This is a genomic window from Caballeronia eucalypticola (assembly GCF_047608185.1).
Classification (GTDB): Bacteria; Pseudomonadota; Gammaproteobacteria; order Burkholderiales; family Burkholderiaceae; genus Caballeronia.
Genome location: NZ_JBLKRU010000033.1, coordinates 47,363 through 68,251, shown reverse-complemented (window position 1 = coordinate 68,251; position 20,889 = coordinate 47,363). Strand labels below are relative to the sequence as shown.

The 20,889-nt window shown below is 55.9% G+C and carries 25 protein-coding genes; 12 read left to right on the top strand and 13 right to left on the bottom strand.

Features of this window, described 5'->3' with window-relative positions:
* The first annotated feature begins 105 nt into the window (after nt 1-105).
* Together rbsK and ACMX25_RS29180 are read left to right on the top strand one after the other, a co-directional pair.
* The gene (gene rbsK, locus ACMX25_RS29185) at nt 106-1,038 is read left to right on the top strand and encodes a ribokinase (protein WP_414953422.1); all 933 of its coding nucleotides are present in this window, start codon (nt 106-108) and stop codon (nt 1,036-1,038) included.
* Between the two features lie 207 nt (nt 1,039-1,245).
* Nucleotides 1,246-2,352, top strand: a complete 1,107-nt coding sequence (locus ACMX25_RS29180) for a nucleoside hydrolase (protein WP_414953421.1) — start codon at nt 1,246-1,248, stop codon at nt 2,350-2,352.
* 1,067 nt (nt 2,353-3,419) lie between these two features.
* Here the strand turns inward: ACMX25_RS29180 and ACMX25_RS29175 are convergent.
* Complete coding sequence (locus tag ACMX25_RS29175; RefSeq protein ID WP_414953420.1) at nt 3,420-4,556, bottom strand: acyltransferase family protein; 1,137 nt, start codon at nt 4,554-4,556, stop codon at nt 3,420-3,422.
* 316 nt (nt 4,557-4,872) lie between these two features.
* Here ACMX25_RS29175 and ACMX25_RS29170 point away from each other — a divergent pair, with 316 nt between their 5' ends.
* Nucleotides 4,873-5,589 carry a ferredoxin reductase domain-containing protein gene (locus tag ACMX25_RS29170; protein ID WP_414953419.1) on the top strand — a complete coding sequence of 239 codons (717 nt, stop codon included), beginning with the start codon at nt 4,873-4,875 and terminating at the stop codon, nt 5,587-5,589.
* A 119-nt stretch (nt 5,590-5,708) separates the two neighbouring features.
* Here ACMX25_RS29170 and ACMX25_RS29165 read toward each other — a convergent pair whose 3' ends face one another.
* Complete coding sequence (locus ACMX25_RS29165; protein ID WP_414953418.1) at nt 5,709-6,032, bottom strand: carboxymuconolactone decarboxylase family protein; 324 nt, start codon at nt 6,030-6,032, stop codon at nt 5,709-5,711.
* A gap of 51 nt (nt 6,033-6,083) precedes the next feature.
* On the opposite strand from ACMX25_RS29165, the gene ACMX25_RS29160 reads away from it, so the two are divergent.
* Nucleotides 6,084-6,560, top strand: coding sequence for an Lrp/AsnC family transcriptional regulator (locus ACMX25_RS29160; protein ID WP_414953417.1), 477 nt, complete (start codon nt 6,084-6,086; stop codon nt 6,558-6,560).
* 35 nt (nt 6,561-6,595) lie between these two features.
* Here the strand turns inward: ACMX25_RS29160 and ACMX25_RS29155 are convergent, their stop codons facing one another.
* Nucleotides 6,596-7,732: a branched-chain amino acid ABC transporter substrate-binding protein gene (locus ACMX25_RS29155; RefSeq protein ID WP_414953416.1), complete on the bottom strand. Its 1,137-nt coding sequence runs from the start codon at nt 7,730-7,732 to the stop codon at nt 6,596-6,598.
* Nucleotides 7,733-8,101: 369 nt separating this feature from the next.
* Here ACMX25_RS29155 and ACMX25_RS29150 point away from each other — a divergent pair, with 369 nt between their 5' ends.
* Nucleotides 8,102-8,467: a VOC family protein gene (locus ACMX25_RS29150; RefSeq protein ID WP_414953415.1), complete on the top strand. Its 366-nt coding sequence runs from the start codon at nt 8,102-8,104 to the stop codon at nt 8,465-8,467.
* Nucleotides 8,468-8,492: 25 nt separating this feature from the next.
* On the opposite strand, the gene ACMX25_RS29145 is transcribed toward ACMX25_RS29150, so the two are convergent.
* Nucleotides 8,493-9,251 carry a DUF4410 domain-containing protein gene (locus ACMX25_RS29145; RefSeq protein ID WP_414953414.1) on the bottom strand — a complete coding sequence of 253 codons (759 nt, stop codon included), beginning with the start codon at nt 9,249-9,251 and terminating at the stop codon, nt 8,493-8,495.
* 167 nt (nt 9,252-9,418) lie between these two features.
* Here ACMX25_RS29145 and ACMX25_RS29140 point away from each other — a divergent pair, with 167 nt between their 5' ends.
* From ACMX25_RS29140 to ACMX25_RS29130, 3 genes are all read left to right on the top strand, one after another.
* Nucleotides 9,419-9,844 carry a nuclear transport factor 2 family protein gene (locus tag ACMX25_RS29140; protein WP_414953413.1) on the top strand — a complete coding sequence of 142 codons (426 nt, stop codon included), beginning with the start codon at nt 9,419-9,421 and terminating at the stop codon, nt 9,842-9,844.
* Nucleotides 9,845-10,235: 391 nt separating this feature from the next.
* Entirely contained in the window at nt 10,236-10,964 is a 729-nt protein-coding gene (locus ACMX25_RS29135; RefSeq protein WP_414953412.1) for a hypothetical protein, read from the top strand.
* Nucleotides 10,965-11,279: 315 nt separating this feature from the next.
* On the top strand, nt 11,280-11,738 hold the full coding sequence (locus tag ACMX25_RS29130) for a hypothetical protein (RefSeq protein ID WP_414953439.1): 459 nt from the start codon (nt 11,280-11,282) through the stop codon (nt 11,736-11,738).
* 115 nt (nt 11,739-11,853) lie between these two features.
* On the opposite strand, the gene flhC is transcribed toward ACMX25_RS29130, so the two are convergent.
* Together flhC and ACMX25_RS29120 are read right to left on the bottom strand one after the other, a co-directional pair.
* The gene (gene flhC, locus ACMX25_RS29125) at nt 11,854-12,513 is read right to left on the bottom strand and encodes a flagellar transcriptional regulator FlhC (RefSeq protein ID WP_414953411.1); all 660 of its coding nucleotides are present in this window, start codon (nt 12,511-12,513) and stop codon (nt 11,854-11,856) included.
* Between the two features lie 74 nt (nt 12,514-12,587).
* A complete protein-coding gene (locus tag ACMX25_RS29120) occupies nt 12,588-12,725 on the bottom strand; it encodes a hypothetical protein (protein ID WP_414953410.1) in 138 nt (45 codons plus the stop codon).
* 636 nt (nt 12,726-13,361) lie between these two features.
* Here ACMX25_RS29120 and ACMX25_RS29115 point away from each other — a divergent pair.
* Nucleotides 13,362-13,742, top strand: coding sequence for a hypothetical protein (locus ACMX25_RS29115; protein WP_414953409.1), 381 nt, complete (start codon nt 13,362-13,364; stop codon nt 13,740-13,742).
* A gap of 142 nt (nt 13,743-13,884) precedes the next feature.
* On the opposite strand, the gene ACMX25_RS29110 is transcribed toward ACMX25_RS29115, so the two are convergent.
* The 4 genes from ACMX25_RS29110 to ACMX25_RS29095 all read right to left on the bottom strand — a co-directional run bounded on the left by ACMX25_RS29110 (nt 13,885) and on the right by ACMX25_RS29095 (nt 16,085).
* Nucleotides 13,885-14,556 carry a flagellar basal body L-ring protein FlgH gene (locus tag ACMX25_RS29110; protein ID WP_414953169.1) on the bottom strand — a complete coding sequence of 224 codons (672 nt, stop codon included), beginning with the start codon at nt 14,554-14,556 and terminating at the stop codon, nt 13,885-13,887.
* A 161-nt stretch (nt 14,557-14,717) separates the two neighbouring features.
* Nucleotides 14,718-14,864: a DUF6726 family protein gene (locus ACMX25_RS29105; protein ID WP_366144565.1), complete on the bottom strand. Its 147-nt coding sequence runs from the start codon at nt 14,862-14,864 to the stop codon at nt 14,718-14,720.
* Nucleotides 14,865-14,934: 70 nt separating this feature from the next.
* Nucleotides 14,935-15,219: a hypothetical protein gene (locus ACMX25_RS29100; RefSeq protein ID WP_414953168.1), complete on the bottom strand. Its 285-nt coding sequence runs from the start codon at nt 15,217-15,219 to the stop codon at nt 14,935-14,937.
* Between the two features lie 146 nt (nt 15,220-15,365).
* Nucleotides 15,366-16,085 carry a hypothetical protein gene (locus ACMX25_RS29095; RefSeq protein ID WP_414953167.1) on the bottom strand — a complete coding sequence of 240 codons (720 nt, stop codon included), beginning with the start codon at nt 16,083-16,085 and terminating at the stop codon, nt 15,366-15,368.
* 468 nt (nt 16,086-16,553) lie between these two features.
* Here ACMX25_RS29095 and ACMX25_RS29090 point away from each other — a divergent pair, with 468 nt between their 5' ends.
* A complete protein-coding gene (locus tag ACMX25_RS29090; protein ID WP_414953166.1) occupies nt 16,554-16,814 on the top strand; it encodes a hypothetical protein in 261 nt (86 codons plus the stop codon).
* Nucleotides 16,815-16,862: 48 nt separating this feature from the next.
* On the opposite strand, the gene ACMX25_RS29085 is transcribed toward ACMX25_RS29090, so the two are convergent.
* Complete coding sequence (locus tag ACMX25_RS29085; RefSeq protein ID WP_414953165.1) at nt 16,863-17,075, bottom strand: hypothetical protein; 213 nt, start codon at nt 17,073-17,075, stop codon at nt 16,863-16,865.
* A gap of 110 nt (nt 17,076-17,185) precedes the next feature.
* On the opposite strand from ACMX25_RS29085, the gene ACMX25_RS29080 reads away from it, so the two are divergent.
* Entirely contained in the window at nt 17,186-17,554 is a 369-nt protein-coding gene (locus ACMX25_RS29080; protein ID WP_414953164.1) for a hypothetical protein, read from the top strand.
* Nucleotides 17,555-17,845: 291 nt separating this feature from the next.
* Here the strand turns inward: ACMX25_RS29080 and ACMX25_RS29075 are convergent, their stop codons facing one another.
* Nucleotides 17,846-19,096: an HD-GYP domain-containing protein gene (locus tag ACMX25_RS29075; RefSeq protein WP_414953163.1), complete on the bottom strand. Its 1,251-nt coding sequence runs from the start codon at nt 19,094-19,096 to the stop codon at nt 17,846-17,848.
* 512 nt (nt 19,097-19,608) lie between these two features.
* On the opposite strand from ACMX25_RS29075, the gene ACMX25_RS29070 reads away from it, so the two are divergent.
* Nucleotides 19,609-20,166 carry a lysozyme inhibitor LprI family protein gene (locus ACMX25_RS29070; protein WP_414953162.1) on the top strand — a complete coding sequence of 186 codons (558 nt, stop codon included), beginning with the start codon at nt 19,609-19,611 and terminating at the stop codon, nt 20,164-20,166.
* A 133-nt stretch (nt 20,167-20,299) separates the two neighbouring features.
* On the opposite strand, the gene ACMX25_RS29065 is transcribed toward ACMX25_RS29070, so the two are convergent.
* Nucleotides 20,300-20,770 carry a hypothetical protein gene (locus ACMX25_RS29065; RefSeq protein ID WP_414953161.1) on the bottom strand — a complete coding sequence of 157 codons (471 nt, stop codon included), beginning with the start codon at nt 20,768-20,770 and terminating at the stop codon, nt 20,300-20,302.
* Between the last annotated feature and the right edge of the window lie 119 nt (nt 20,771-20,889).

Here is a 20,889-nt window from a genome sequence, read left to right as displayed (position 1 = left end):
GCGTCCCGGCTTGATCTTAGTGTGCTTGTTGCGTGTACTGATTGCGCATCCTCAGCAAACGCCCAAGCCCGGTGACCCGCCGGTTCGCCAGCAGGAGAAATTGAAATGTCCAAAGAAACCAAGCAGGGTTCCGTCCTCATCATGGGGAGTATCAATACCGATCTGGTCGCGCGATCGCCGCATTTGCCGCGTCCGGGCGAAACGATCAGCGGCCACGAGTTCTCGCAAATCTCCGGGGGCAAGGGAGCTAACCAGGCGGTGGCTGCAGCCCGAATCGGGGGGCGCGTGGCGATGGCCGGATGCGTGGGCGGCGACGCCAACGGCGCATTGCGGCTGGCAGACCTCGAGGCCGAAGGAATCGATTGCAGCGCGGTCGAAACCGACCCGTCAGTGCCGAGTGGCGTTGCGATCGTCACCGTTGCGGACGACGGCCAGAACACGATCGTGGTGGTGCCCGGCAGCAACGGCCAGGTTACCCCCGAGATGGTCAAGCGCCACGAGGCGGTGATCAAGGCTGCCGATGTGGTGGTATGTCAGCTCGAGACGCCATGGGACTCGGTCTATGCCACGCTGGTCACTGCCCGGCGATTTGGTAAGCTAACCGTATTAAATCCGGCGCCGGCTACTGGTCCGCTTCCGCCCGAGTGGCTGCCGTTGGTCGACTATCTGGTCCCGAACGAAGTCGAGGCGGCCATCCTCGCCGGATTGCCGGTCGAATCGCAAAGCGGTGCACGCAGGGCGGCCAAAGAACTTCAGCGAGCGGGCGCGCGTAACGTCATCGTGACGCTGGGTTCGCAAGGCGCGTATCTGTTGCCTGAAGCAGGCGAAGGGACGCACTACTCCGCGCCCAAGGTGAACGCGGTGGACACCACTGCTGCCGGCGATACTTTCATCGGTGTCTTCGCCGCCCAGTTGGCCGCGCGTCAACCCATAGAAGCGGCGATCAGTCTTGCCCAGCGGGCGGCCGCTATTTCCGTTACACGCGCCGGCGCACAGCCCTCCATTCCGACTCGCCAGGAAGTCGACAGCGCTCCCTGACCTTCGCTGTCCGGAACGCATCAAGTGTGCCGGACAATAGATTTGGATATCCGATCTAGTTACGCGATTCAGTTACGACATTGAGTTTGAAGCGTCGAAACCGTGCTGCCCCGTTGCAGGGGCTGGTCACGCCATCGCCCAAGCTGCTGCATGGTTCTCCGCGGCAGTTGTTTTTCGTCATCCAACTAACCTTTAATGGGAAAAGCAATGAACTCAAAACCCGCGTTTGTCCTGGTGGCTTCCGTGTTTTTGACAGCTTGCGGTGGAAGCGGAAATTCGAACTCCGGGCCTTTGGCGACTGCGCCAAAGGTCATCATGGATTCAGACTTCAATACGATGGGCGATGACGGCCAGCTCTTTGCCATGACCACGCAATTGATGGCGCAGGGGAAAGTGAATTTACTCGGCTTGACTGTAGTCACGGGCAATGACTGGCTATTGCAGGAACAATCGGACGCACTCAAAGCCGTGGAGCGGATGGGTGTACAGAACACCGTGGGCGTCTACGCCGGTGCGGATTATCCGCTGCAATACGATGTCGCGAGTATTCGCGCGCAGCAAGCCGCCAATCCCAACGGTTATTTCGGCGCCTGGAGCCGCCCCGAACCCACGCAGGCTTCGCAACTTATCGCCCCGCCGGACGGCTTTGCCACGAGTACGAAACTGCAGGTGGAAAACGCGTCTGATTTCATGATCGATACGATCAAGCGTTATCCGAATCAGGTCTCTATTCTGGAAGTCGGGCCGCCGACCAATCTTGCGCTTGCACTGAAAAAGGCGCCGGAAATCGCACCGCTGATCAAGCAGATTATTTATATGGGCGGTGCGATGGCCGTGCCGGGCAATGCGAATGCCGTGGGCGAACTGAACTGGTGGTTTGATCCGCTAGCCGTGCGCACGGTGCTTCAAACGACGATTCCTCAAGTCGTGATTCCGCTGGATGTAACGAATACCGTGCCGCTGACGCAGAGCGTCTATGACCAGATCTCCAACAATCCGAGCAAGCAGACCGCCGTTACGAAGATTTATGCGACGACCAATGCGAACGCGCTTAGCACTAACACGGACATCTACGACACGCTGACTATCGCTTATTTTACGGATCCGACTTACGCGACGCAGACGAAGAGCGCGTACCTGGATATCGATACGAGCAGCGGCGAGAATCAGGGTCATGTGATGGTCTATCCGGATCAACCGGCGGCCGGTGCTTCACCGCAGAAAATTGCCTATGTCACTCAGTTCGATAACAACCGGTTCTTTAGCCTGTATGTGGATTTGTTGACGCGGCCGGTGCCGGTTACCCTTCCATGAGGGGGGCGTTCGCACTCGGGGTTTGGTGATGGCTGGTGTGGGGATCGGGGGGCGGCTTGGGCGGTGAGTCAGGGGGTGGGCGGACAAGTGGATTGCTAGGTTTTGGGGTTGGTGGTCTGGTTCATTGCCGGGTTGCTAGGTTCTGGCGTTAGCGGTCTGGTTCATTGCCGGGTTGCTGCTTTCCAGGTCTTCGCGCGTTTAGTGTTAGCTGATTTCTTTATCACTGTTAGCCACTGCGCGTGGCGGCGCGTCATTTCTTGGTCCTTAGCGACAAAGAAACGAAGCAAAGAAAACGCTTTTAACAGCTCTACCCTAAGTGTCCACAGCGTGCAGTTCCAATTCATGGGTGCCCCAAAAGCACGGTGCTCGCCAGAGCTTAGGATGTGTGAAACCCTCCTTCTCGCGAATCCTGACAGTAAAACGCTTCGCCCCGTACGCTCTCGGGCAAGCACTAGCGACTGAACCTGCCCAAAGAGCGCCCCGCGCTATCCGCGGAAAACCAACCTCGAATTTGTACGCATGTCGAACCATTTTTTAAACCACCCAGAAATGGATCTGCAGAATGCTTAAGGCATAACCCGCAAAATAACAATGCAAACTCATAGCTAACCTGCGAAGCACCACAGCGGCAAATACGCGTGAGGCCGTGCGGGTTTCTATGGCAAGGGCGCTTGCCCGAGAGCGTACGGGGCGAAGCGTGTTAATGTCAGGATTCGCGAGAAGGAGGGTTTCACACATCCGTGGCTCTGGCGAGCACCGTGCTTTTCGGGTACCAATGAAATAAAACTGCACGCTGTGGACACTTAATTTTTAGAGAGGTGAAAGCGCTTTCTTTGCTTCGTTTCTTTGTCGCTTTGGACAAAGAAATGACGCGCCGCCACGCGCAGTGGCTAATAGTGATAAAGAGATCAGCTAGCACATAACCCGCGAAGACCTGAAAAGCAGCAACCCGGCAAGGCACCAGACCGCTGACGCCAGAACCTAGCAACCCTGCAATGCCCCTGACCGCTAACCCCAGAGCCCGTGCAACCCGCCCCGCCCCCGCCCGACAACTCTAAACCCAACCCCTAATGCGCATGCTCAGGTTGCCGAATTGAACGCGGTGAGCGCGAGCTCTTATAAACCTTACGAAGATACCCACACAAGGGCTTTTCAATAAACAGAAAGCTAGCAATCGACATTGCCGTCAACACGAGCAAAAATCCCAGAAATGGCACAAGACCCGTCGCGACGCTCGGAAACAGCATCTTTGCATACCTGAAAAACGGCACATGCAAAATATAGAATGCGAAACTCGCTTCCCCAAGCAGGACCATCGTTTTGCTCCCAAGCCAGCCACTAAACAGCCCTTTCGCGCGCGCCAGACTGTAGAGAAGCAGGACAAAAGCGGGAAACAGCAACGCCTTCGCCAACACATGATTGGCAAACACAATAACCGCAACTGCTGCAGCCAGAGCTGCAAAAGCAGCGACATCGAAGACACCCGTTTTACTCAGCCCCTGGCTTAGATAAAGCCGCGCCATGCATATCCCGGCAATAAACTCGCCTATCCGAAGCACCGGCATGAAATTCACCATCTCTCGCAGCCAATACGCCTGACCCAATGCCGGCGGCAGGAACAATAACGTCAACGTCGGAATAACGGAAAATAACCAGCACGCCCCGATCAAACTCAACAGCACCGCAACGCTGCGATTTTTAAGGAAAGCAAACAGGAAGGGAAACGACGCGTAAAAGACCGCTTCCGCAGAGAGCGACCATCCGGGCGTATTCCAGGCGTTCGCAGTGGCAGGCGTCCAGGCTTGCAACAACGCCAGGGAAATCACGCCGTAAAACACGAGCCGCGCATATAACCCAGCCGAGTGTCCGTGCAAGGCCGCAAGGTTCGAATAGACCAACGGCGCGAATACGATCCAACCCAATAAATAGATTGGGTAGATTTTTGCGAACCGGGAAAAATAGAACTGTCGTACGGCAGGCGCCTCTGCCCCACCCATTTCCGGATGCGTATAAGTAAGGATGAACCCCGAAAGAATGAAGAACAATTCGACAGGGTCGCCCGAATTCTCATAGAAATAAAATGGTGATATTCCTAACGATGCGGCGACATCAGGCGAAAGGTGATACAGCGCTACGCTCAACGCTGCCAGGAAGCGAACGCCGGTTAACGCGGGAATAACGGGCCTTCGTGCAACTGTTGTCATCGTTCATTGAATTCGCCGCGTGCCCCAGCGCGCCTGGCGGCCTCATGGTGCACGTTAAAAAATTGGAAAATTAATGCGGAATGGCGAATTTTCCGGAAAATAAAGCGCTATCGCGAGTTAAGTCGAAGCCATGAAATCGGCGCTCACTATCGCTCAACCCATATAAAAGTCATTCGCTCAGCCCGTCTTGTGCTCGTTCTGGACCCGCCCTACTCTGACTTCGACGCATCACTCTCAACTTTCGCACGCCAGCCTATCTCCCCAACTACTAGCAGGCGGCGCCTCTCTACAGTACCGGGTTCCTATTGGAGACGATATGGACGACAGCATGACCGCAGCCTTTGTGACAGGAAAGTGGCAGCTTGCGCAGGGATATTTCGCCGTTGAAGTTGAGATTGAATCGGCATCGCAATTGCAACCGTTTGATGACGGCGCATTGATCGATGCTGTCCCGAGAGGCCATGACGGTGTCGTCAAAACCTACCCCTTGTTTCGCTCGTCATCCAGGCGTGATGCCTATGTTCTCGGAATCCGCCATGATGTGAGCGGGGAACCAGCGCAGCGAGATTTCGACATCCCCTGGAATCACGGGGACGAGATCCTTGTGGGGAAGCCACAGACCACACCTGTCACTGTCGACACCAAAGCTCGATATATCCTGCTTGGTGGCGGCCTTGGCATCGCAGTCATCGCCGGCGTCGCCAGAAAACTTGCATCGAGTGGCAAGAGTTTTGAACTGCACAACTTCGCGAGAACACCCGCACGAGCTGTTTTCCTGGAGGAACTGTGCGAACTTGAACGATGTGGAAAGATCGCTCACCACTTCGAGAGGTCTGCCGAGCAACTTGCCCGGAACATCTGCCACGCCATCAGTCCAACCCACGCCAACTCACAGATTTATTGCAGCGGACCGCCGGCATTTATGGACTTGATACAGCAGCGTGCCCGTGAGTGGGTCTATGACGCTAACATCCACAAGATTTTCCTGGGTGATATTAGCCGGGCAAAGGCTGATCCGCGCATGGAAGCTTGATCCAGCCATGGCAGGGATTGATCAGGTCGGCGTCGTGGTCGTTTCCAACCGCGGCCGCGACCTGTGTGCTGGTGTGATCTGAAGCACCAATCGGACTGGGATCTCTACAGACCACTAATCTAAGCAATTGCATCCATCACGCGGGCTAAATAGACCATCGTAGCGCCAGCATCAAGCGCGATTGCTACGCCAAGCGCCTCTGCGATCTCTTCTCGTGTGGCGCCCAACTTCACGGCCTCGGCGCTGTGCACGGCGATACAACCGTCGCATCGAAGCGAAACCGCGACTGCAACCACGATGAGTTCGCGCATTTTCGCGTCCAGACTGACTTCGTAGGCCATCGAAGTTTTTTCGTCACCCAGCGTTGATTCCGTGCCGAATGACAGCTTGACGCGCAACCGATGCGTTAATAATATTGCGTGCGATGAGCAATTTCGTCCCATGTTGAGGGACGCGACGCAAAAATTTATCTACTTGAGGTTGGACGCAATTCCATGGCCACTGCCCTCGATGACTTCGATCGCAAGCTGCTGGCCGAAGTCCAGCGCGACGCTCATATCCCCCAGAACGAACTCGGTGCCCGGGTGAATCTGTCGACTGCGGCGGTTAATCGCCGTCTGCGACGGATGGCCGACGACGGCGTGATAGACCGATACACGGCCGTCGTTTCGCCGGAGAAAGTCGGCTTCCCCCTTACTATCATGACAACGGTAGAAGTTGAAAGCGAACAGATCGACCTGCTGGACACGATGAAGCGGACCTTCGAACTATGTCCGCAGATCCAGCAGTGCTACTACGTCGCGGGCGAATGGGACTTCGTGCTTATCCTGACAGTGCAGAACATGGAACAGTACAACGACCTCACCCGGCAGCTCTTTTTCGCCAATAACAACGTGAAGCGCTTTAAAACACTGGTGAGCATGAGCCGCGTGAAGGTCGGGCTGAGTGTGCCCGTGGACCTGGATGAATAAGCCGACGTTTAATGGCGGGAAGACGAGCGCGCTTATTATCGGACGACGCTCCGGTCATGCCAGTCGCCCTGCCCGAACTGCCGAACCGTAATCGCCCCGTTGCGAATGTCACCCTTCTCATCGAACTGGATCGGGCCAGTCACGCCGTCCAGCTTCAGGGTTTGCAGTTTTGACAGATAGACCTTCGGGTCCGTTGAATCCGCAGCCTGCATGGCGCTTGCCATCGCCATCACTGCATCATAGGCGTACGGTGCATAGAGTTGCACTTGCACGCCGAATCGCTGCTGATAGCGTTTAAAGAAAGCGTCGCCCTGAGGCATCTTTGAGGGAGGCACGCCGGCAAGTGTGCAGTACGTATCGCTAGTCATGGACGCGCCTGCGAGCTTGATGAATTGAGGGGTGCATGCCTCGTCGCCGGCGATCAGTTTGGCTTTCAGACCAAGTCGCTGAGCTTGCTGCGCGAACGCTGCGGCTTGCGTGTCTCCGCCCGTGAATACGATGCCGTCGGGAACACGACTCTTGATAGTCGTGAGAACCGCCATCCAGTTAGTCGTTTTGTCAGTTCCATATTCACGGTCTACCACCGTACCGCCCGCAGCCTTGACTGCCTTCTCGACTTCATCGGCCAGGCCCTGTCCGTAGGCAGTGCGATCATCGACAATTGCAATCTTCCTGGCCTTCAGGTCCTTCACGAGATACGTTCCAATGACAGTCCCTTGCCGGACGTCGTTAGCGACCATGCGAAAAACGCTCTTGTATCCTTGAGCGGTCAGTTTCGGGTTGGTCGCAGACTCGGTAATCATCGGGATGCCTGCATCCGAATAGATTTTGGAAGCAGGGATCGACGTACCTGAATTGGCGTGTCCAACAATGCCCGATACACGGTCATCAACGAGTTTCTGGGCCACGGTCACAGCGGTCTTCGGGTCGGCTGCGTCATCCTGCGAATCGAGCACGAATCTAATTGGCTGTCCGCCAATGTGGATTCTCTCGGCGTTAAGGTCCTCGATCGCGAGTTGGACACCGTTTTCATCGTCCTTGCCGATGTGGGACAGTTCACCCGTCAGTGGCGAAACTTGTCCAATCTTTACGGTTACGTCGGCTTGCGCCACAAGCGGTTGTGCCGCAGCTAACAGGGTCAGCAAAACAGGGGTGAGTTTTAGGTATTGCATGGTCGGGCGCTCGCTCAGTTGCGTTGGCGGCTTCAGGCAGTGATGCCGCTAACGATGTTGGCCCCGGACAATTGCGAAGGGCTGTGATGATGGTAGAAGAGCGCCGCAATCGCCAAAATCGGGTGCTAGCCCGTTTGTGCAATTTTCAATCGATTAAATGTGGTTCAAGGAGTTTTTTTCTCGACATCAAGGATCTGCCGTCCCTTCACCTCCAAAGAAGGCTTCGTCTGATCGATATCGGGGAAGGGCTCCATCATGCTTCATGCCACCGGTTGGTGCGGGCTACGCGATGCCCTGCAGCTTGATAAAATTTCTACGCAGTCTCGCCAACAACGGCGGCACTAACATCTTCGGGAGTGACGAATCATCATGGATCAGATCCTCGCCATTCGACCTTTCGTGCCTGCGAAAGACTTCGATGCTTCCAAGCGTTTCTACCAGGCGCTAGGTTTCACGCTGACCCATGAAGATGAAGGCATTGCGATATTAAAGCTAGGCAGTTTCAGCTTCATTCTCCAGAATTACTACGCCAAGGAATTTGCCGAGAACTGCATGATTCAACTGCTGGTCCGGGATGTGGATTCGTGGTGGCGGAAAACGAAACCTGAAGAGCTTGTCGAGCAGTTTTCTGTCAATGCCCCACGTGAGCCAGTGCTGCAAAGCTGGGGCATGAAAGTCGGGTTCGTCTTCGATCCTTCCGGCGTGCTGTGGCACGTAGCTGAAGTACCGTTCTGAACCTCCGGGTTTTGCCGCCGAATCTTTAGCCCTTGATCCGGTCAGGCGTCATCCAGCCCTCGCTCACGCCAATCTGCGCAACCTGCTTCGCAACGGAATCGGCCAGGCGCTTCGCGTCTTCCGATACCCCGGCGTGTTTGGTCTCGGACACCGCATGCAGACCTACCGCGGCCGACGTCGCAACGTGCCCGGCAGCGGCGCCAATACCTGCTGTTTCCACGACGCCGGGCGCCTTGCCGCTGTCCGCCTTTGCATCGAAACTCTGAACCAGCCTCGGCATTTCGCCAGCCGGCTGATACACGAGCTGCACGGATGTGCCGACCTGGCTTTTCCCCGCGCCCAGACCAACCAGCATCCGGCGGCGGCGATTCCCGGCATCGATCGTATCGAAGCTGCCTTGCACGATCAGGGCGTTCCGGTCGGTGGGCGCAGGCGAATCTGCCCGTACTGCATGCAGGCCCATTGACTGTAGTTGCTTGACGATTTCATCGGCAACTTGCTCGCGCACTTCCACTGCATCGTCGGCTTGCTTCTTCATGGTCGACCCGCCGTCGAATTGCGTCTTCACTTTCTGAAGCAAACCACCGTCGAGTTTCACTTGATCCGGCGAGCTTTCAAACGCATAGACGTAAATGGTTTCCGGCCGCACTTGCGCCGCTGCGGGAAAAGCACTTACGTTGGTGACGCCACTAGCGCAGCCGGTCAGCAGAACGGCACAAAAAGCCAAGGCGGACAGTGCACGAAATACGCTGCGTCCGGCTAACATCTTAAGAAGGTTCAGCATGTTCATCCTTTCATCGACACCATCGTGTCTCGATTATTCAAACACGTCGTCCGATGAGATAAACAAGTATGGATAGCTGATCATCGGCGCTCGAATGTGTGCGGAAAGCGCCTGGTTGAATCTGCGTTAGATCGGCTCGTTCTGGCGTTCCTGCAACGAAGTGAAGTATGAATGAACGGGCGCCCAATCTCTATTCAACAATTATGTCGCGACATGTCACGCGCGACATGTTGTACGTCTCATCAGATGATTGGAAAGGCTCGCCCAGCTTGGCGGGCATCCGTTCAACCGTCGAATCGATAGAGCACGCTATCTACACGAAAGCGCACGTCCCCTGCCAGCGCGTTGCTGACGAGAAGATAGCGCTCTTTACCGAGCACTTCAAAGCAGATCCGGAGGCACGCTCCACGATCGTGCGAAGCGCGGCCGATGGTGACCTCGTGTTTCTTCATGTTCATTCGACCAGTAACCCGCAGGATCGCGGCAGCGCCATCGTGGATATCTCCCGCGTCGACCACGGCAAGATTGCCGAGCATTGGGATGTGATCCAGCCAGTGCCCGAGCATGCCGCTAACGACAACACAATGTTCTAACTCGACGTCCGTCCGGAGAACGTCCCGCTAAAAATTGGTAAGCGGCGGCAACAGCTCGTAAGCACTGCGGGAAACCGCGCACTCCTTCTCACATCGCACGCCTAAACGCGGTGCGATGATTCGACACGTAATACGCTTTGCCGCGCATCGATCACCCGGAAACGGGGGTTTCCATGCGCGGTGTCGAATAGAAGCTAGGAATCAGCGCTACGCGAGGCTTGTCATGACTCTTCACCGCAATCCAAAACTTGCTGGTTTTTCAAACCAGCTTCATGTGTCCGCGATGGCCCAATGCAGTCAAAGACCTTTAGCGACACCGCCAAGAGTCAGGTTCGCGGAACGAACCACATGCATTGAATTCGACATGCGCGCGCTGGCGATCAACTGAGTCATGAGACCTGCTCTGTTTGTCTGCGCTCTTGCGCTCGCTAGCGGCGTGCTGTCGCTCACTCCGTTTGTCACTGCCCACGCGGACCCCGCTGCCAACGATGTGGTCGGCCCCAGGGGCAAGGGCGCCGATCAGAAGAGGCGCCCTCAAGATACGCCCTTCGAGTTTCGCGGCATCCCGCTAGGCATAACACTCGATGAATTCCAGGCAGGCGCGACCGTCAGGGCGACGCCGATCGACAGCGTACCCGTGTGCGAGACCGATGTCATCGCCGGCTCTCTCGGCATGAGCCTGAAGACGCGTGAAAGCCTGACGGTGGCTTGCCGCTGGGCGCATCAACAAGCCAATGGATGGGCGATATCGCGTGCCGTGGTCGACGGTGCACCGGCGCAAGATCACATGCTGCGCTTCGCACGCGTCGGCGGACAATCCACCTTCAGGCTGTATGAAATGTCGTTCGTCATAGACGAAGGCACCGCAGCCGATCTGCGTCACGCGCTTGCGGACCGCTATGGCGCGCCGCGCGCTAGCGCTCGTGCAACTGCCTCCGCCTCTGCCTCTGCGAGCAACGCTCTGCCGGTCTACGAATGGGAAAACGCGGTGAGCTCGATCACTCTGCGTTTCTCGCCGATAACCCATAACGCCACGCTCGTTTATCTGCTGAAAGCGCCCGACGCCTGGGTGAAGTCTGTTGTGCAGCAATGGAAAACCAGCAGCGTCGATGCAAGTTAGTGCAAGTTGGTTGGCACCGCTCGCGTGAAAAGTCGCGTAATTTTCGAGTGTCACGGAAAAGGTTGAGAAGAGAGTGTGCCTGCTCTCGACCCGCAGAAGAATGCAAAACAGGAGTGGCGGCGTCATGGTTAGCTCGATCGAATGCATGACCGAAGGATACGGTTCGCCTTTTGCCGAAACCGCCATTCGACTCGGCATGACGAACGTCGCAAACCAATGAAAATCCTCGCCCGCCGGGCTAAAAAATCGCTGCACTATGCTTCGCTCATCTGCACTGTGCTCAGTCCATGCTTGTTATCAGGTTGCGCATTGACCGTGATATCCGCCGTTGATGCGGCCGGTTCCGTTGTGCAGGCCGGGATAAGCATTGCGTCGAACCATTCGTCGCCTACCGTCGTCAATGGTGATCAGGCATCCCTCCACGCCGTGTGCATCGAGTGGAATTCCTTGGTCCCCGTTGGCGACTTTGTTCCGGCGTTGCAATACGCTTTGCATAAACGCGGGGTGGAGTCGACCGTGTATGCACCCGGGACTTCACCTCCCGGTTGCGAAGCGACGCTCGTCTACAGTGCGGCCACGGATTGGGGGCATCGGACATTCACCGACGGATACACCGAATATCTATCGGCCATCAACCTCACGTTGATCCAACGGGGAAAGATCGTGGTCGCCGCCAGCTATGCGACGAGCGGCGCGAAGCTCGACCGTTTCGCGAGCACGGCGACGAAGGTCAGCGCACTCATCGACAAGATGGTGGTTGCAACGGCGGATTGACCAGAGATTGAAACAACAACGCGGCCAGACAGGCTGCGGCATTATGGAGAGTCCCGTATTCCAGTGACGCAAAGCCGGGACTCGCAGACTCTATAACCTCGCTCGGTTAGCCAACTCAGGCAGCTTGCCTGCACGATGCCTCGTCACAGGCCGGCTCCACACCAACGCATCCAGATAGCGTCGAATTCAATGCCTCGACGGGCTCGGGCCGTACGGTGCTGTGTTCACCCACGGTTTCATCCTGCGTGACGCGAGGCTCGGTTTTGGCGCTCTTACCGGCCCGCGACGGCGGCTGGCAATTCCCGCACACCGTGCCCTGCGCTGCGTCTTGCTTGCGCGTGACGAACTTGCCCGTGCAGCTGCAGCAACGGGTCAACTGGAGAATGCTGGCGTCAAAGAACCGCACGAGCGTCCAGGCGCGCGTGAAGCTCAACATGATGTAGATGTCGTGCCGCTCGCAATGCTCGAGATAGAGCTTGTAGCCTTTCGTCAATGCGTCGAAATGCGAACATCCCGCGAGATCCGTCAGAAATCTATAGATGTTGTAGAAGAGCGATGCGTGAATATTTGGCGCCCACGTCAGGAACCAGTCGACTGAGAACGGCAACATTCCCTTCGGCGGCGACACGCCCTTTACTTCCTGATAAAGGCGAATCATGCGGTCACGCGAGAGATTGACTTCGCTTTCCAGAACTTGAATTCGGGCACCAAGCTCGATCAGGATGGCCGCCCGCATCACATCTTGAGCGTCTTCAGCAATGCTCTTCTTCGCCATTGGCGTAATCCTCTTCTTATATAAAAACGCTCGACTGCCACGTCTGTCAGCGCTATGGGACTAAGCCCAATAATTCACGCCCGGGAACCGAGCACTCGCAAGAACGTCTCCGCGTTCTGCGTCGCCGCGTTAGCCGGACGGTGCGTGATCAGTGCGCCGGGGAGATCGATTACCCGATCCTCAGGCGCGCGGTGTCCAAGGAGGAAAAGCATGAGCAACACTCCGGACATAAAACCTACGGCACCGCCGATTAGCAACATGCTGCCTCCGTGAATTTTACAGAGCTCAAAAAGGGATCGTCGATGAATTGGTCATTGATCCTTTGACGAAAACGTTTAGGAGAAGCGTCGCATTGTATTAGCAACACCCTATCCTGAACGCAATGATCCTCCTTTTCCCTCAGGTAAATAGCGTGGAAAAGACAAGGCTTTATCCTAAGGCTTACGGAATATTTCCTTTAATTGCTAACCGTTTCTGAAATGCGCGCTCTCTCTTTAGTGATTTGAATAAACGGGGCGAAATTTTTTATAAGATTCAGGAAGGACTTGGCGAACGTACATGCTGCTCGGCGTTTCGTTGCTAGCGAAAGTGCGCAATCATAACGCTGCACATTGACGAAGCAATGAGGATGAACTGCTTGGTTGCAAGCGTTCTTCTTCGTCAGTTGATAAACGGTAATAGAAGATTGCTTAGTACGATCGTGCAGCCTGACGCCCATTCGCCATGCTTTGCCGCTTGCTTCGAAGCAAATGAATAGCAGCGTTGATCAGCTTGTCACCTGTCAAAGGTGAGGTTGCATTGTCATTTTCTAATCGACTTTCGCTTGAGGGAAGTCCTACTCGTCAATCATGAAACAACTTACCCAAACTCTCCTTCTCGCAAGCGTGTTTGCAACCAGCGCTAGCAGCGCGCTCGCCCAAAGCACTTTGCCAGCCAGTCTGGACGGCGGCCGCATTGGCCGCGGTGGCTTTGAGCCGGGCTTTGCGGTCGTTAATGATCTACAGCATTTGCAAAGGCTATATGACCTTAACGGCCGCGAAAGCGAAATGCGGGATATCTACCACGACGTCCTGCTAAAGACGCAGGTTCCCGCGGTCCGTCAATACGTCTACGAAGCACTCGCCCGCAACCTGCTCCGCCCGGCCAACGTCGACCAGGCAATTACGACTATTCGCACGAGTCTGGATGAAGATCTGAGCACGTTGGCGAAACATCCATCCGCTCCGTGAAGCACGTGCGGCGCCCAAGAGGGCGCCAGGTGTTTAGCTGAAGGAAAGATAAGAACGCCGCCAACTCGAAGCGGTCAGCACTGATGCAGTTGCGCTCAGTTCCAGGAATCCTGGCGCCGATCTCGCCCCTACCATCGCAGAATTAGAACGTCAGCACGCTAAGAAACATTCGTTGCAACCAGCCTACCGTCGTTGCATCGGCCAGCATGCCGACACCTGCCTGCTCAATTCGAGCATTAGCGACTTTACTTGACGATACGTAGTTTCCAACCTCGATGTCTTTGGGGTTCACGATACCCGACAACCGCAGGCGATCGCGGTTCTGGTTCATCGCAATGATCTTGTCTCCCGCAATCACGAGGTTCCCCGTCGGCAGCGTGGCGATAACCGATACGGCAAGCGTCCCGGTCATCCCTGTCGTGTTCGACACAGCCCCCTGACCTTTGAAAGTCGTGCTAGCCGATCCAATGTTAAACAACTTGGCTAGTCGCGCTGCTGCGCCGCTAGATTGATCGGCGGCTTGCGCGCTAATGTCGCTCGATCGATTAGCCGAGGCATCGCCGCTGTTATTAGCCGAGTAGGATTCAGAGAGACGGATCGTCAATACGTCGCCCACGTGTTGCGCACGCGGCGTTTCGTATAAGGTCAACGCATTGCCGCCCTGGAAGATCGCGCCGCCCGTTTCTATGTTCAACGGACTTGAGACCACGACCGGCGCAAACGTCGGCATGTCGACGATAGAATTCGAGCCGCCTGAGCATCCGGCTAACGAAACCATACCGCTAGCCAGAATCACAAACTTTAACGAGTTCATGTTTTTATTGGTTCGCCAGATTAAGGTTCTCGGCCGCGCGTGGCATGACAAGATAATGAACGGCGCCTGAGTTGCCGGCTTGTGGCTAAGCGCTAAGTCCGACGCCTAAGCCGTCCTCGCCCGCTCGTCACTCGTCGGTTTGCGCGGCGAATCGGACATGCTCAATCGATGGCGTCGGCGCATGTATCGAACGGCGCGGCAGCGGCATGACCCACTGCCGGCACGATCTTGAGCGTGGCCGATACCAGGCGGCACGGCAGTGCAGCTACGGCACAACCCTCCATCGGCAATATGACCACGCCCGCCATGAGGCATACCGCTAGCCGGACGCAGCGTTTATAAAACTGCAGATTGAACATAAATAAGGCCGCTACCCTTTCAAGCACTGGTGTTGATACGTGTGCCAACCAAGCCGTTCGATGGCAGCGCGGGCGGAGTCGCTTGCTCGATCGGCAGCGACGGCAACTCGGTCTTAGCGCTATTTCCGGCTGCGCTGCCCGAGTTGCCACCAGTTGGACGCATGGGTGTTGGCGCTATACGTTCAGCGGGGCTGTAGTTGTTAACATTCATGATCAGGCTCGCTTTCAATAAAGATGAAGGGATCGAGGCAGCGTCAAGATAGCCTTGCGCACATGCCAGGTCGCTAGAACTTTCTTTCGACACTGAATGATCCTGCTTAAGGGCTAGCATCGATTAATGAATGATCACGGCTTTTTCTCGACTCCTTACCAGCACTTACCGCGCTATCGCAGCCGCAATCAATGCAGCACTCGACTCATTCCGTCGATCAACATTCGGCGCCGGCAGACCTAGATCTTCACGTCGACGAACAGCCCGATCGGATCCCATCGAACGCCCTTGGTCTCTTCGCTCAGGCCATCCAGAACATCGGCTAACGGCACCTCTCCCGCATGGCCATCAGGCGCTACATAGGATTGCAATGCGTTGTCGAGGGTGCTGACAGCCCCAGCAAGTGTGGTGCTGTCGCTCGTACCAGCATCACTGCCGGATGTGGACGCTTGGGGATCATCTAGCTGCCAGTCCCAGACGTCAGATGGATCATTACCTTTCACGGAGGTTGACCGGACAGTTTTCGCAAGCTCTTCTATGGAAGAGCCGAGATCGACATAGGCTGATGTCACCTGGTCTGCTTGCGCCGGATCGCCGACTTGTTGGGCTGTCGCATTGAGACTGTGTTGCAGGACAAGCGCCTGATATAGCGCCACCAGGAATTGCTTGCCTGCGCTTTTGTTTGCGTCTTCGCGCGCGAGGGCTCCAGCCGCGGTGCCGGAGTGGTCAGAAAATGAATCAGTATCGGTGACGTCGCTACTGGCCGACGTCAACGCGCTCGGGTCTAACCCCATTCGTTGCAACGTCAGCTTGAGTGCCGCCATCAAGGCGTCACCGCTTCCGGGCGATGTCGCCGACGTCCGCTCAGGGAGCCCGCTGCTGGGCGCACTGGCCGGTTGCTTGGCCGTATTGCCGGGAAAGTCCGATGATGAAATTGACATACTGGAATCGAGTGCCATGGTGTGCCTCTGTTCGTTGTTCCGTGACGCCGAATCGGCTGCGTAGAGCAGATTCGCAGGTTCGCAGGGGTGCTGATGATTGAGTGGCGAGCGCACGGATTCATTCGCCCAGACGTCATATCGACCCGGCTAACAAGAATCTGTAGTGCTGGAAAGGCGAGGTAAGAAGCCTAGCCTGATGAGCTTGCCGACAGTCTTACGGACTAAGCGCTGTTGCCGCGACAATGAAAGATCCGGTAACGAAATCATCACCTTCCCCCTAGTCGTTAGCTTGAAAGCGAGTGCGATTCTTATCTTTATTGCAAGCGTTCAATGCAAGCAACGTAACTTAACGGCGCACCATTTGATGGCCTTTCCGCTTAGACAAATGGCGTCACTTAGCCAACTCTCTTACCGGCTCTTTCGTAACCTAAGGTTGTTCGCACCGCTGACGTTATCACTAAGTATTGAATGTACTTGGAGGATGAAATGAATTTTTCCACGACCGGCGATATTGCTTGCAAAGTTCGGATCAACCCTATCATGCTTGTTAGCGGTCAAGGTATAGCAAGCCGTGCAATACGGTATCGCGGCAAACACACGCTGCGGGCCGTGCTTGGATTCCTGGATAGTCAGCGGGAGGTTCGCGCACTCGTTTTTAGCCACACATTCGACGGAGATATGTTGTGGGTCGACATCCAGACTGGAGAGCTACGAAGCTTTGAGGAGTGGCGATTCGAAGCGGCATGATCCACGCGCAAAGAGGCCGGCTTCTGCGTGGTCAGCGAGGCACGGCATTCAGGTAATAAACACGATCCGGTCGCCCACCGTCGAACCGCATTCCACGAAATACGCGGTACGGGCGGCCCTGACGTCGAGAAGAACGCGTTCGATGCCGTCAACACCTGGACTTTCATGAAGATGCGTTTTAACAACGACTTCCGAGCTTCGTCTGGCTAACGCGTCAAGCCGGACTTCCACGAGATACTTGATAGCATCTCGTTGGTTCATGAAATACAGAATCATTAACAACGTGTCCTTACTGCAGATAAAGCGGCGCTCTGTTACCGGGCCGATACTTCTCCCGACATGACGTCGATCCAGACAGGACCCTCTTCAGCTTGATGGCTAAAGACAAGCGCCCGTACTTGCGGCCCCGCTATTCTCAAGAAGCGCAGTACGTCGCTCCTGCGTTGCTTGCCGCGATACGGGACGCTGCATACTCCTTGATCGCATTCCTTCAGCAATACAACGTCGTTACGCTTAAGAAGCCGCTCAATCATTGTTTCAACCAACTCATGCGAAAGCCGAGCGACACTCCCCTGCACCTGACTCGCAAGCGCAGGCTGGCAGGGATCGGTGCGGATATTTGTATGCTTCGCGGCACCAGTCATTTACACCCCACCGCACAGACGATGGCCGATGCGCCCGCTACGGCACCGGCAATTCCGCCAAGGGCAAACGTCTCCACCGAACTGGCGCAAGCTTGAAGATTGAGTGTGCAAAAAAGCATCGCAATGTAAACGCAGCGGCGCAAGATTTTTCTCCCTCAACAGTCATTGCTGCGGTCTGGACCGGACAAAACGCCGAGGCACTTGACGCAGCTTCCCGTTGTGGGCCCGACGTGTGTTTGAAGGGGCCAACGCATCAACGCAGAGGACCCCCATGCACGCAGAGAGAGATTAGAGTGCTTTGAAGCGGAGCATTTCGGCAAGCACGGGCTGTAGACACCGTCTGCTTACGAGCCATTACCTGGGGCTGGAGAACGCGGCCTGTTTAGCTTATGCAAAGGGGACAGTCTGACTCAACCAAAGGTCGTTGAATTGCGGCAGGTTCCACTGTTTAGGGTCTTCAATTGCCACTATCCGATCACCGCCCTTCAATTTCTTCAGGTCTACTACTTGTGGAAAGACCGGTTGATTCGACCTGCATGAGAAGAATGTCTTGACGATCGGCGAGAGGATTGACCCACTGCCTTGATCGAGCACGACAGCCAGGAATCCAGACTCCAGCCGGACCAGCGAGCCCACCGGATAAATGCCTACGGTGCTTATAAAAGCCGCGAGAATAGTCTTGTCGAACTGTCCCTCCCACGACGCCATGCTGCGAAGCGCCTGAGTCGGATGCCAGGAAGATTTATATGACCGCTCGGATGTAACGGCGTCGTACACGTCGCAGACTGCGCCCATCCTGGCCAACAGGGGAATGGCCTTGTCTTTGAGCCCATGCGGATACCCGCGGCCATTTATCTTTTCATGGTGGTGCAACGCAACCTGCAGCACCCCGGCACTGACATCGGCTGACTGCAGCATTTGCCATCCATCGTAGGAGTGTTTCTTGGCGACCTCGTACTCTTCCACACTCAGCTTTCCCGGTTTGTTCAACACGGCGAGCGGCATGAGTGCCTTGCCGAGATCATGAAGCAATCCGGCCACGCCGGCCTCCAGTACATCCGGTTCGTCCAGTTCAAGTTCGCGCGCGAGCGCCGTCATCAACGCGCAGACGGCGACGGAATGCATATACGTGTAGCCGTCGTGGTGCTTCAGGCGCGCCACGCTGGTCAATGCGTAAGGGTTGCGTATAACGGACGCAGCAATGCTCTTCACCAGCGGCATCATGCTGGCGCCGGACACCGCGCGTCCCATGCGGGCCTGTTGAAACACAACCTTCATTTCATTGGAGGCTGATTCGAACAGTCGCTTTGCGTGTTCAATTTCCTCGCCTACCGGTCTTCGCGGCAATTGCGCGCGCGGTACGCCGCCTGCAATGCGTTGCTCGCCATCCCCCGTCTGCGCAGTGGAGCTCGCCGCAACGAACGGGTCAACCGGCTCTCCCAGGCCGTCATCAGGGCACGACAGACCTCGATCCGTGTCGATCACAATGGACGTTATTCCGCTTTCGACGATCTTCTCGATATCGATAGCGGTGAGCAAGAACGAGCTCTTCCAGAATGGGTGATCAAGCCAGCGCCGATCCAGACTGTGCAAGAACATGCCAGGACGCAATACAGAGGCTGCGACCGTTTTCAACATAGCCAACTCCGATGAGCCTTGATTTGGAACTAGCGAGGGAGAAGCCACATCACCTTCAGCTCCGGCCTACACTTACGTGCTCCACCAATGTACTGATCAGATCCTTGATTTCTTTCTCGCAGCGCCTTGTTACATCGTTAGCGCCAAGGTACAGCGCCAACACGTGCTAACCCGCCAACTCGTCTTCCTACATCGAATGATCGCGCGTAACTGCCTGTGATCATCAAAGAATGACCGCAATATATTCCAGACTCCTTACCCTGACTTACCGCCCATTTTAATGGGGTCATCGTAAGCCTCAAGTAAAGTCCTGGACCGCTAGCCGGCTGCCCCTAGCGTACCTCACGCCGCTTGAAAATAAACACAGCCAGCCATTTGCGCGCGCCTGGAACAACGTCCGGTTAATTTGAAATATTTGGTAAGTACTGACCGATCCCTAGTTCTTTTCCTTGCATTCCAGGCATCGAATCCAGTCGAGTATGCGTGAAAGTCCCATTCTTCCTGCGATAACGATGACCCTCTTCAAGTCCACCCTGATCTCTGTGTTTCTATTGGGCAGTCCGCTCGTGGCGCACGCTACCAGCTTCGATTGCAACCTCGGTCGCTCAGCGACGGAAAAGCTGATTTGCCACAACGAATCTTTATCGAAGCTCGACGATGAACTCGGAAAACTGTATTGGAAGGCGCGCCACGCGGTTGCAGATAAGCGCTCATTCCGTGCTGACAGCGATGCCAAATGGACCTGGCGGGAAACGCATTGCACGAATGAAACCTGTCTCACGACCTGGTACTCCGGCCGTATCGAAGAACTTCAGCAAATGGTCGATGACCTGCAATCCTTCTCGAAGCCGTCGCCCGTTCGCACGGCCTCCGTGAGTTTATTGACGGAGGCCACGATTGCCATAGGTCGATGCACTTTTGCCGAGCCCGGCATGATCTCGCTCGACAACTGCAGGTCGCTGATGAAATCCAATATGCGTTGGAAATATGACGTGCATGGAGGCGACTGGTTCTGCGGAGTCGCCGTGCTGAAGGACGAACAAAAATTGCCTACGGTCGCCCTTCAGTGAGCAAGCAAAAGCAAGCGGATTTGCGCCCGGCTTAGTACTTGTTACCGGCGATAGAACACGCGGAAGCGGTTGGTTAGCCGGACGTGTTATTTAAAAATTTCAATACTCGCCCTTCCAGGTTCCAAGCTTTAGCTTAGCGCCGGTGACCTCCCCAGAACCCGTGTGAGCCACTGCTAAATCGCGACGGTCCGCCATGAAAGCCGGAACCCATCGGCGCACCGACGCGTATGTGACCCATTTGATGAAAATGGTCGAAGTGCGAATGGTGATGGAAACGATCGACGAAAATAAAACTCACGCCCGCGCCAATGAACAGCGGCGGCCCCCAGTACCATGGGTCGGGATACGGATAATACGCGACCGGATACAGAAGCATGCTGCCGTCGGGGTTCTCGACCATTTGCCACGTTCCATCGCTTTGCAGGCACGCCCGTCCCACGACTTGCTGCGCCGAGCCGTCAATATCCGCTTGTCCCGCTACGGCGCGGCAATTGGCTCCAGAGTCGGCATCCAGACCTACGGTGTCGTCGTACAATTGTGCGAGCGCGGGCGCCGCAAACCCCAGTGTGGCAAGCACTATTCCTAACCTGAATAACTGGCGCATCGTCGTCTCCTGCGTGAACCTGGACGCATCGGCATCGTTCGCCTCATGAGTCCGGTTATAGGGGTTAAACGATCGAAGCCATGGAAATATTCCGGCGCATGCACTCGGAAACACTCAGG

Bases quoted from the DNA above. Each gene is read 5' to 3' on its own strand.
- ACMX25_RS29150 (WP_414953415.1), top strand. From the start codon at position 8,102: ATGGATCAGATCCTCGCCATTCGACCTTTCGTGCCTGCGAAAGACTTC.
- ACMX25_RS29120 (WP_414953410.1), bottom strand. From the start codon at position 12,725: ATGCTTTTCCTCCTTGGACACCGCGCGCCTGAGGATCGGGTAATCGAT.
- ACMX25_RS29155 (WP_414953416.1), bottom strand. From the start codon at position 7,732: ATGCAATACCTAAAACTCACCCCTGTTTTGCTGACCCTGTTAGCTGCG.
- ACMX25_RS29110 (WP_414953169.1), bottom strand. From the start codon at position 14,556: ATGAACTCGTTAAAGTTTGTGATTCTGGCTAGCGGTATGGTTTCGTTA.
- flhC (WP_414953411.1), bottom strand. From the start codon at position 12,513: ATGGCGAAGAAGAGCATTGCTGAAGACGCTCAAGATGTGATGCGGGCG.
- ACMX25_RS29175 (WP_414953420.1), bottom strand. From the start codon at position 4,556: ATGACAACAGTTGCACGAAGGCCCGTTATTCCCGCGTTAACCGGCGTT.
- ACMX25_RS29095 (WP_414953167.1), bottom strand. From the start codon at position 16,085: ATGGCACTCGATTCCAGTATGTCAATTTCATCATCGGACTTTCCCGGC.
- ACMX25_RS29085 (WP_414953165.1), bottom strand. From the start codon at position 17,075: ATGAACCAACGAGATGCTATCAAGTATCTCGTGGAAGTCCGGCTTGAC.
- ACMX25_RS29070 (WP_414953162.1), top strand. From the start codon at position 19,609: ATGACCCTCTTCAAGTCCACCCTGATCTCTGTGTTTCTATTGGGCAGT.
- ACMX25_RS29075 (WP_414953163.1), bottom strand. From the start codon at position 19,096: ATGTTGAAAACGGTCGCAGCCTCTGTATTGCGTCCTGGCATGTTCTTG.
- rbsK (WP_414953422.1), top strand. From the start codon at position 106: ATGTCCAAAGAAACCAAGCAGGGTTCCGTCCTCATCATGGGGAGTATC.
- ACMX25_RS29140 (WP_414953413.1), top strand. From the start codon at position 9,419: ATGAATGAACGGGCGCCCAATCTCTATTCAACAATTATGTCGCGACAT.
- ACMX25_RS29160 (WP_414953417.1), top strand. From the start codon at position 6,084: ATGGCCACTGCCCTCGATGACTTCGATCGCAAGCTGCTGGCCGAAGTC.
- ACMX25_RS29145 (WP_414953414.1), bottom strand. From the start codon at position 9,251: ATGCTGAACCTTCTTAAGATGTTAGCCGGACGCAGCGTATTTCGTGCA.
- ACMX25_RS29170 (WP_414953419.1), top strand. From the start codon at position 4,873: ATGGACGACAGCATGACCGCAGCCTTTGTGACAGGAAAGTGGCAGCTT.
- ACMX25_RS29135 (WP_414953412.1), top strand. From the start codon at position 10,236: ATGAGACCTGCTCTGTTTGTCTGCGCTCTTGCGCTCGCTAGCGGCGTG.
- ACMX25_RS29180 (WP_414953421.1), top strand. From the start codon at position 1,246: ATGAACTCAAAACCCGCGTTTGTCCTGGTGGCTTCCGTGTTTTTGACA.
- ACMX25_RS29165 (WP_414953418.1), bottom strand. From the start codon at position 6,032: ATGGGACGAAATTGCTCATCGCACGCAATATTATTAACGCATCGGTTG.
- ACMX25_RS29115 (WP_414953409.1), top strand. From the start codon at position 13,362: ATGAAACAACTTACCCAAACTCTCCTTCTCGCAAGCGTGTTTGCAACC.
- ACMX25_RS29090 (WP_414953166.1), top strand. From the start codon at position 16,554: ATGAATTTTTCCACGACCGGCGATATTGCTTGCAAAGTTCGGATCAAC.
- ACMX25_RS29065 (WP_414953161.1), bottom strand. From the start codon at position 20,770: ATGCGCCAGTTATTCAGGTTAGGAATAGTGCTTGCCACACTGGGGTTT.
- ACMX25_RS29105 (WP_366144565.1), bottom strand. From the start codon at position 14,864: ATGGCGGGCGTGGTCATATTGCCGATGGAGGGTTGTGCCGTAGCTGCA.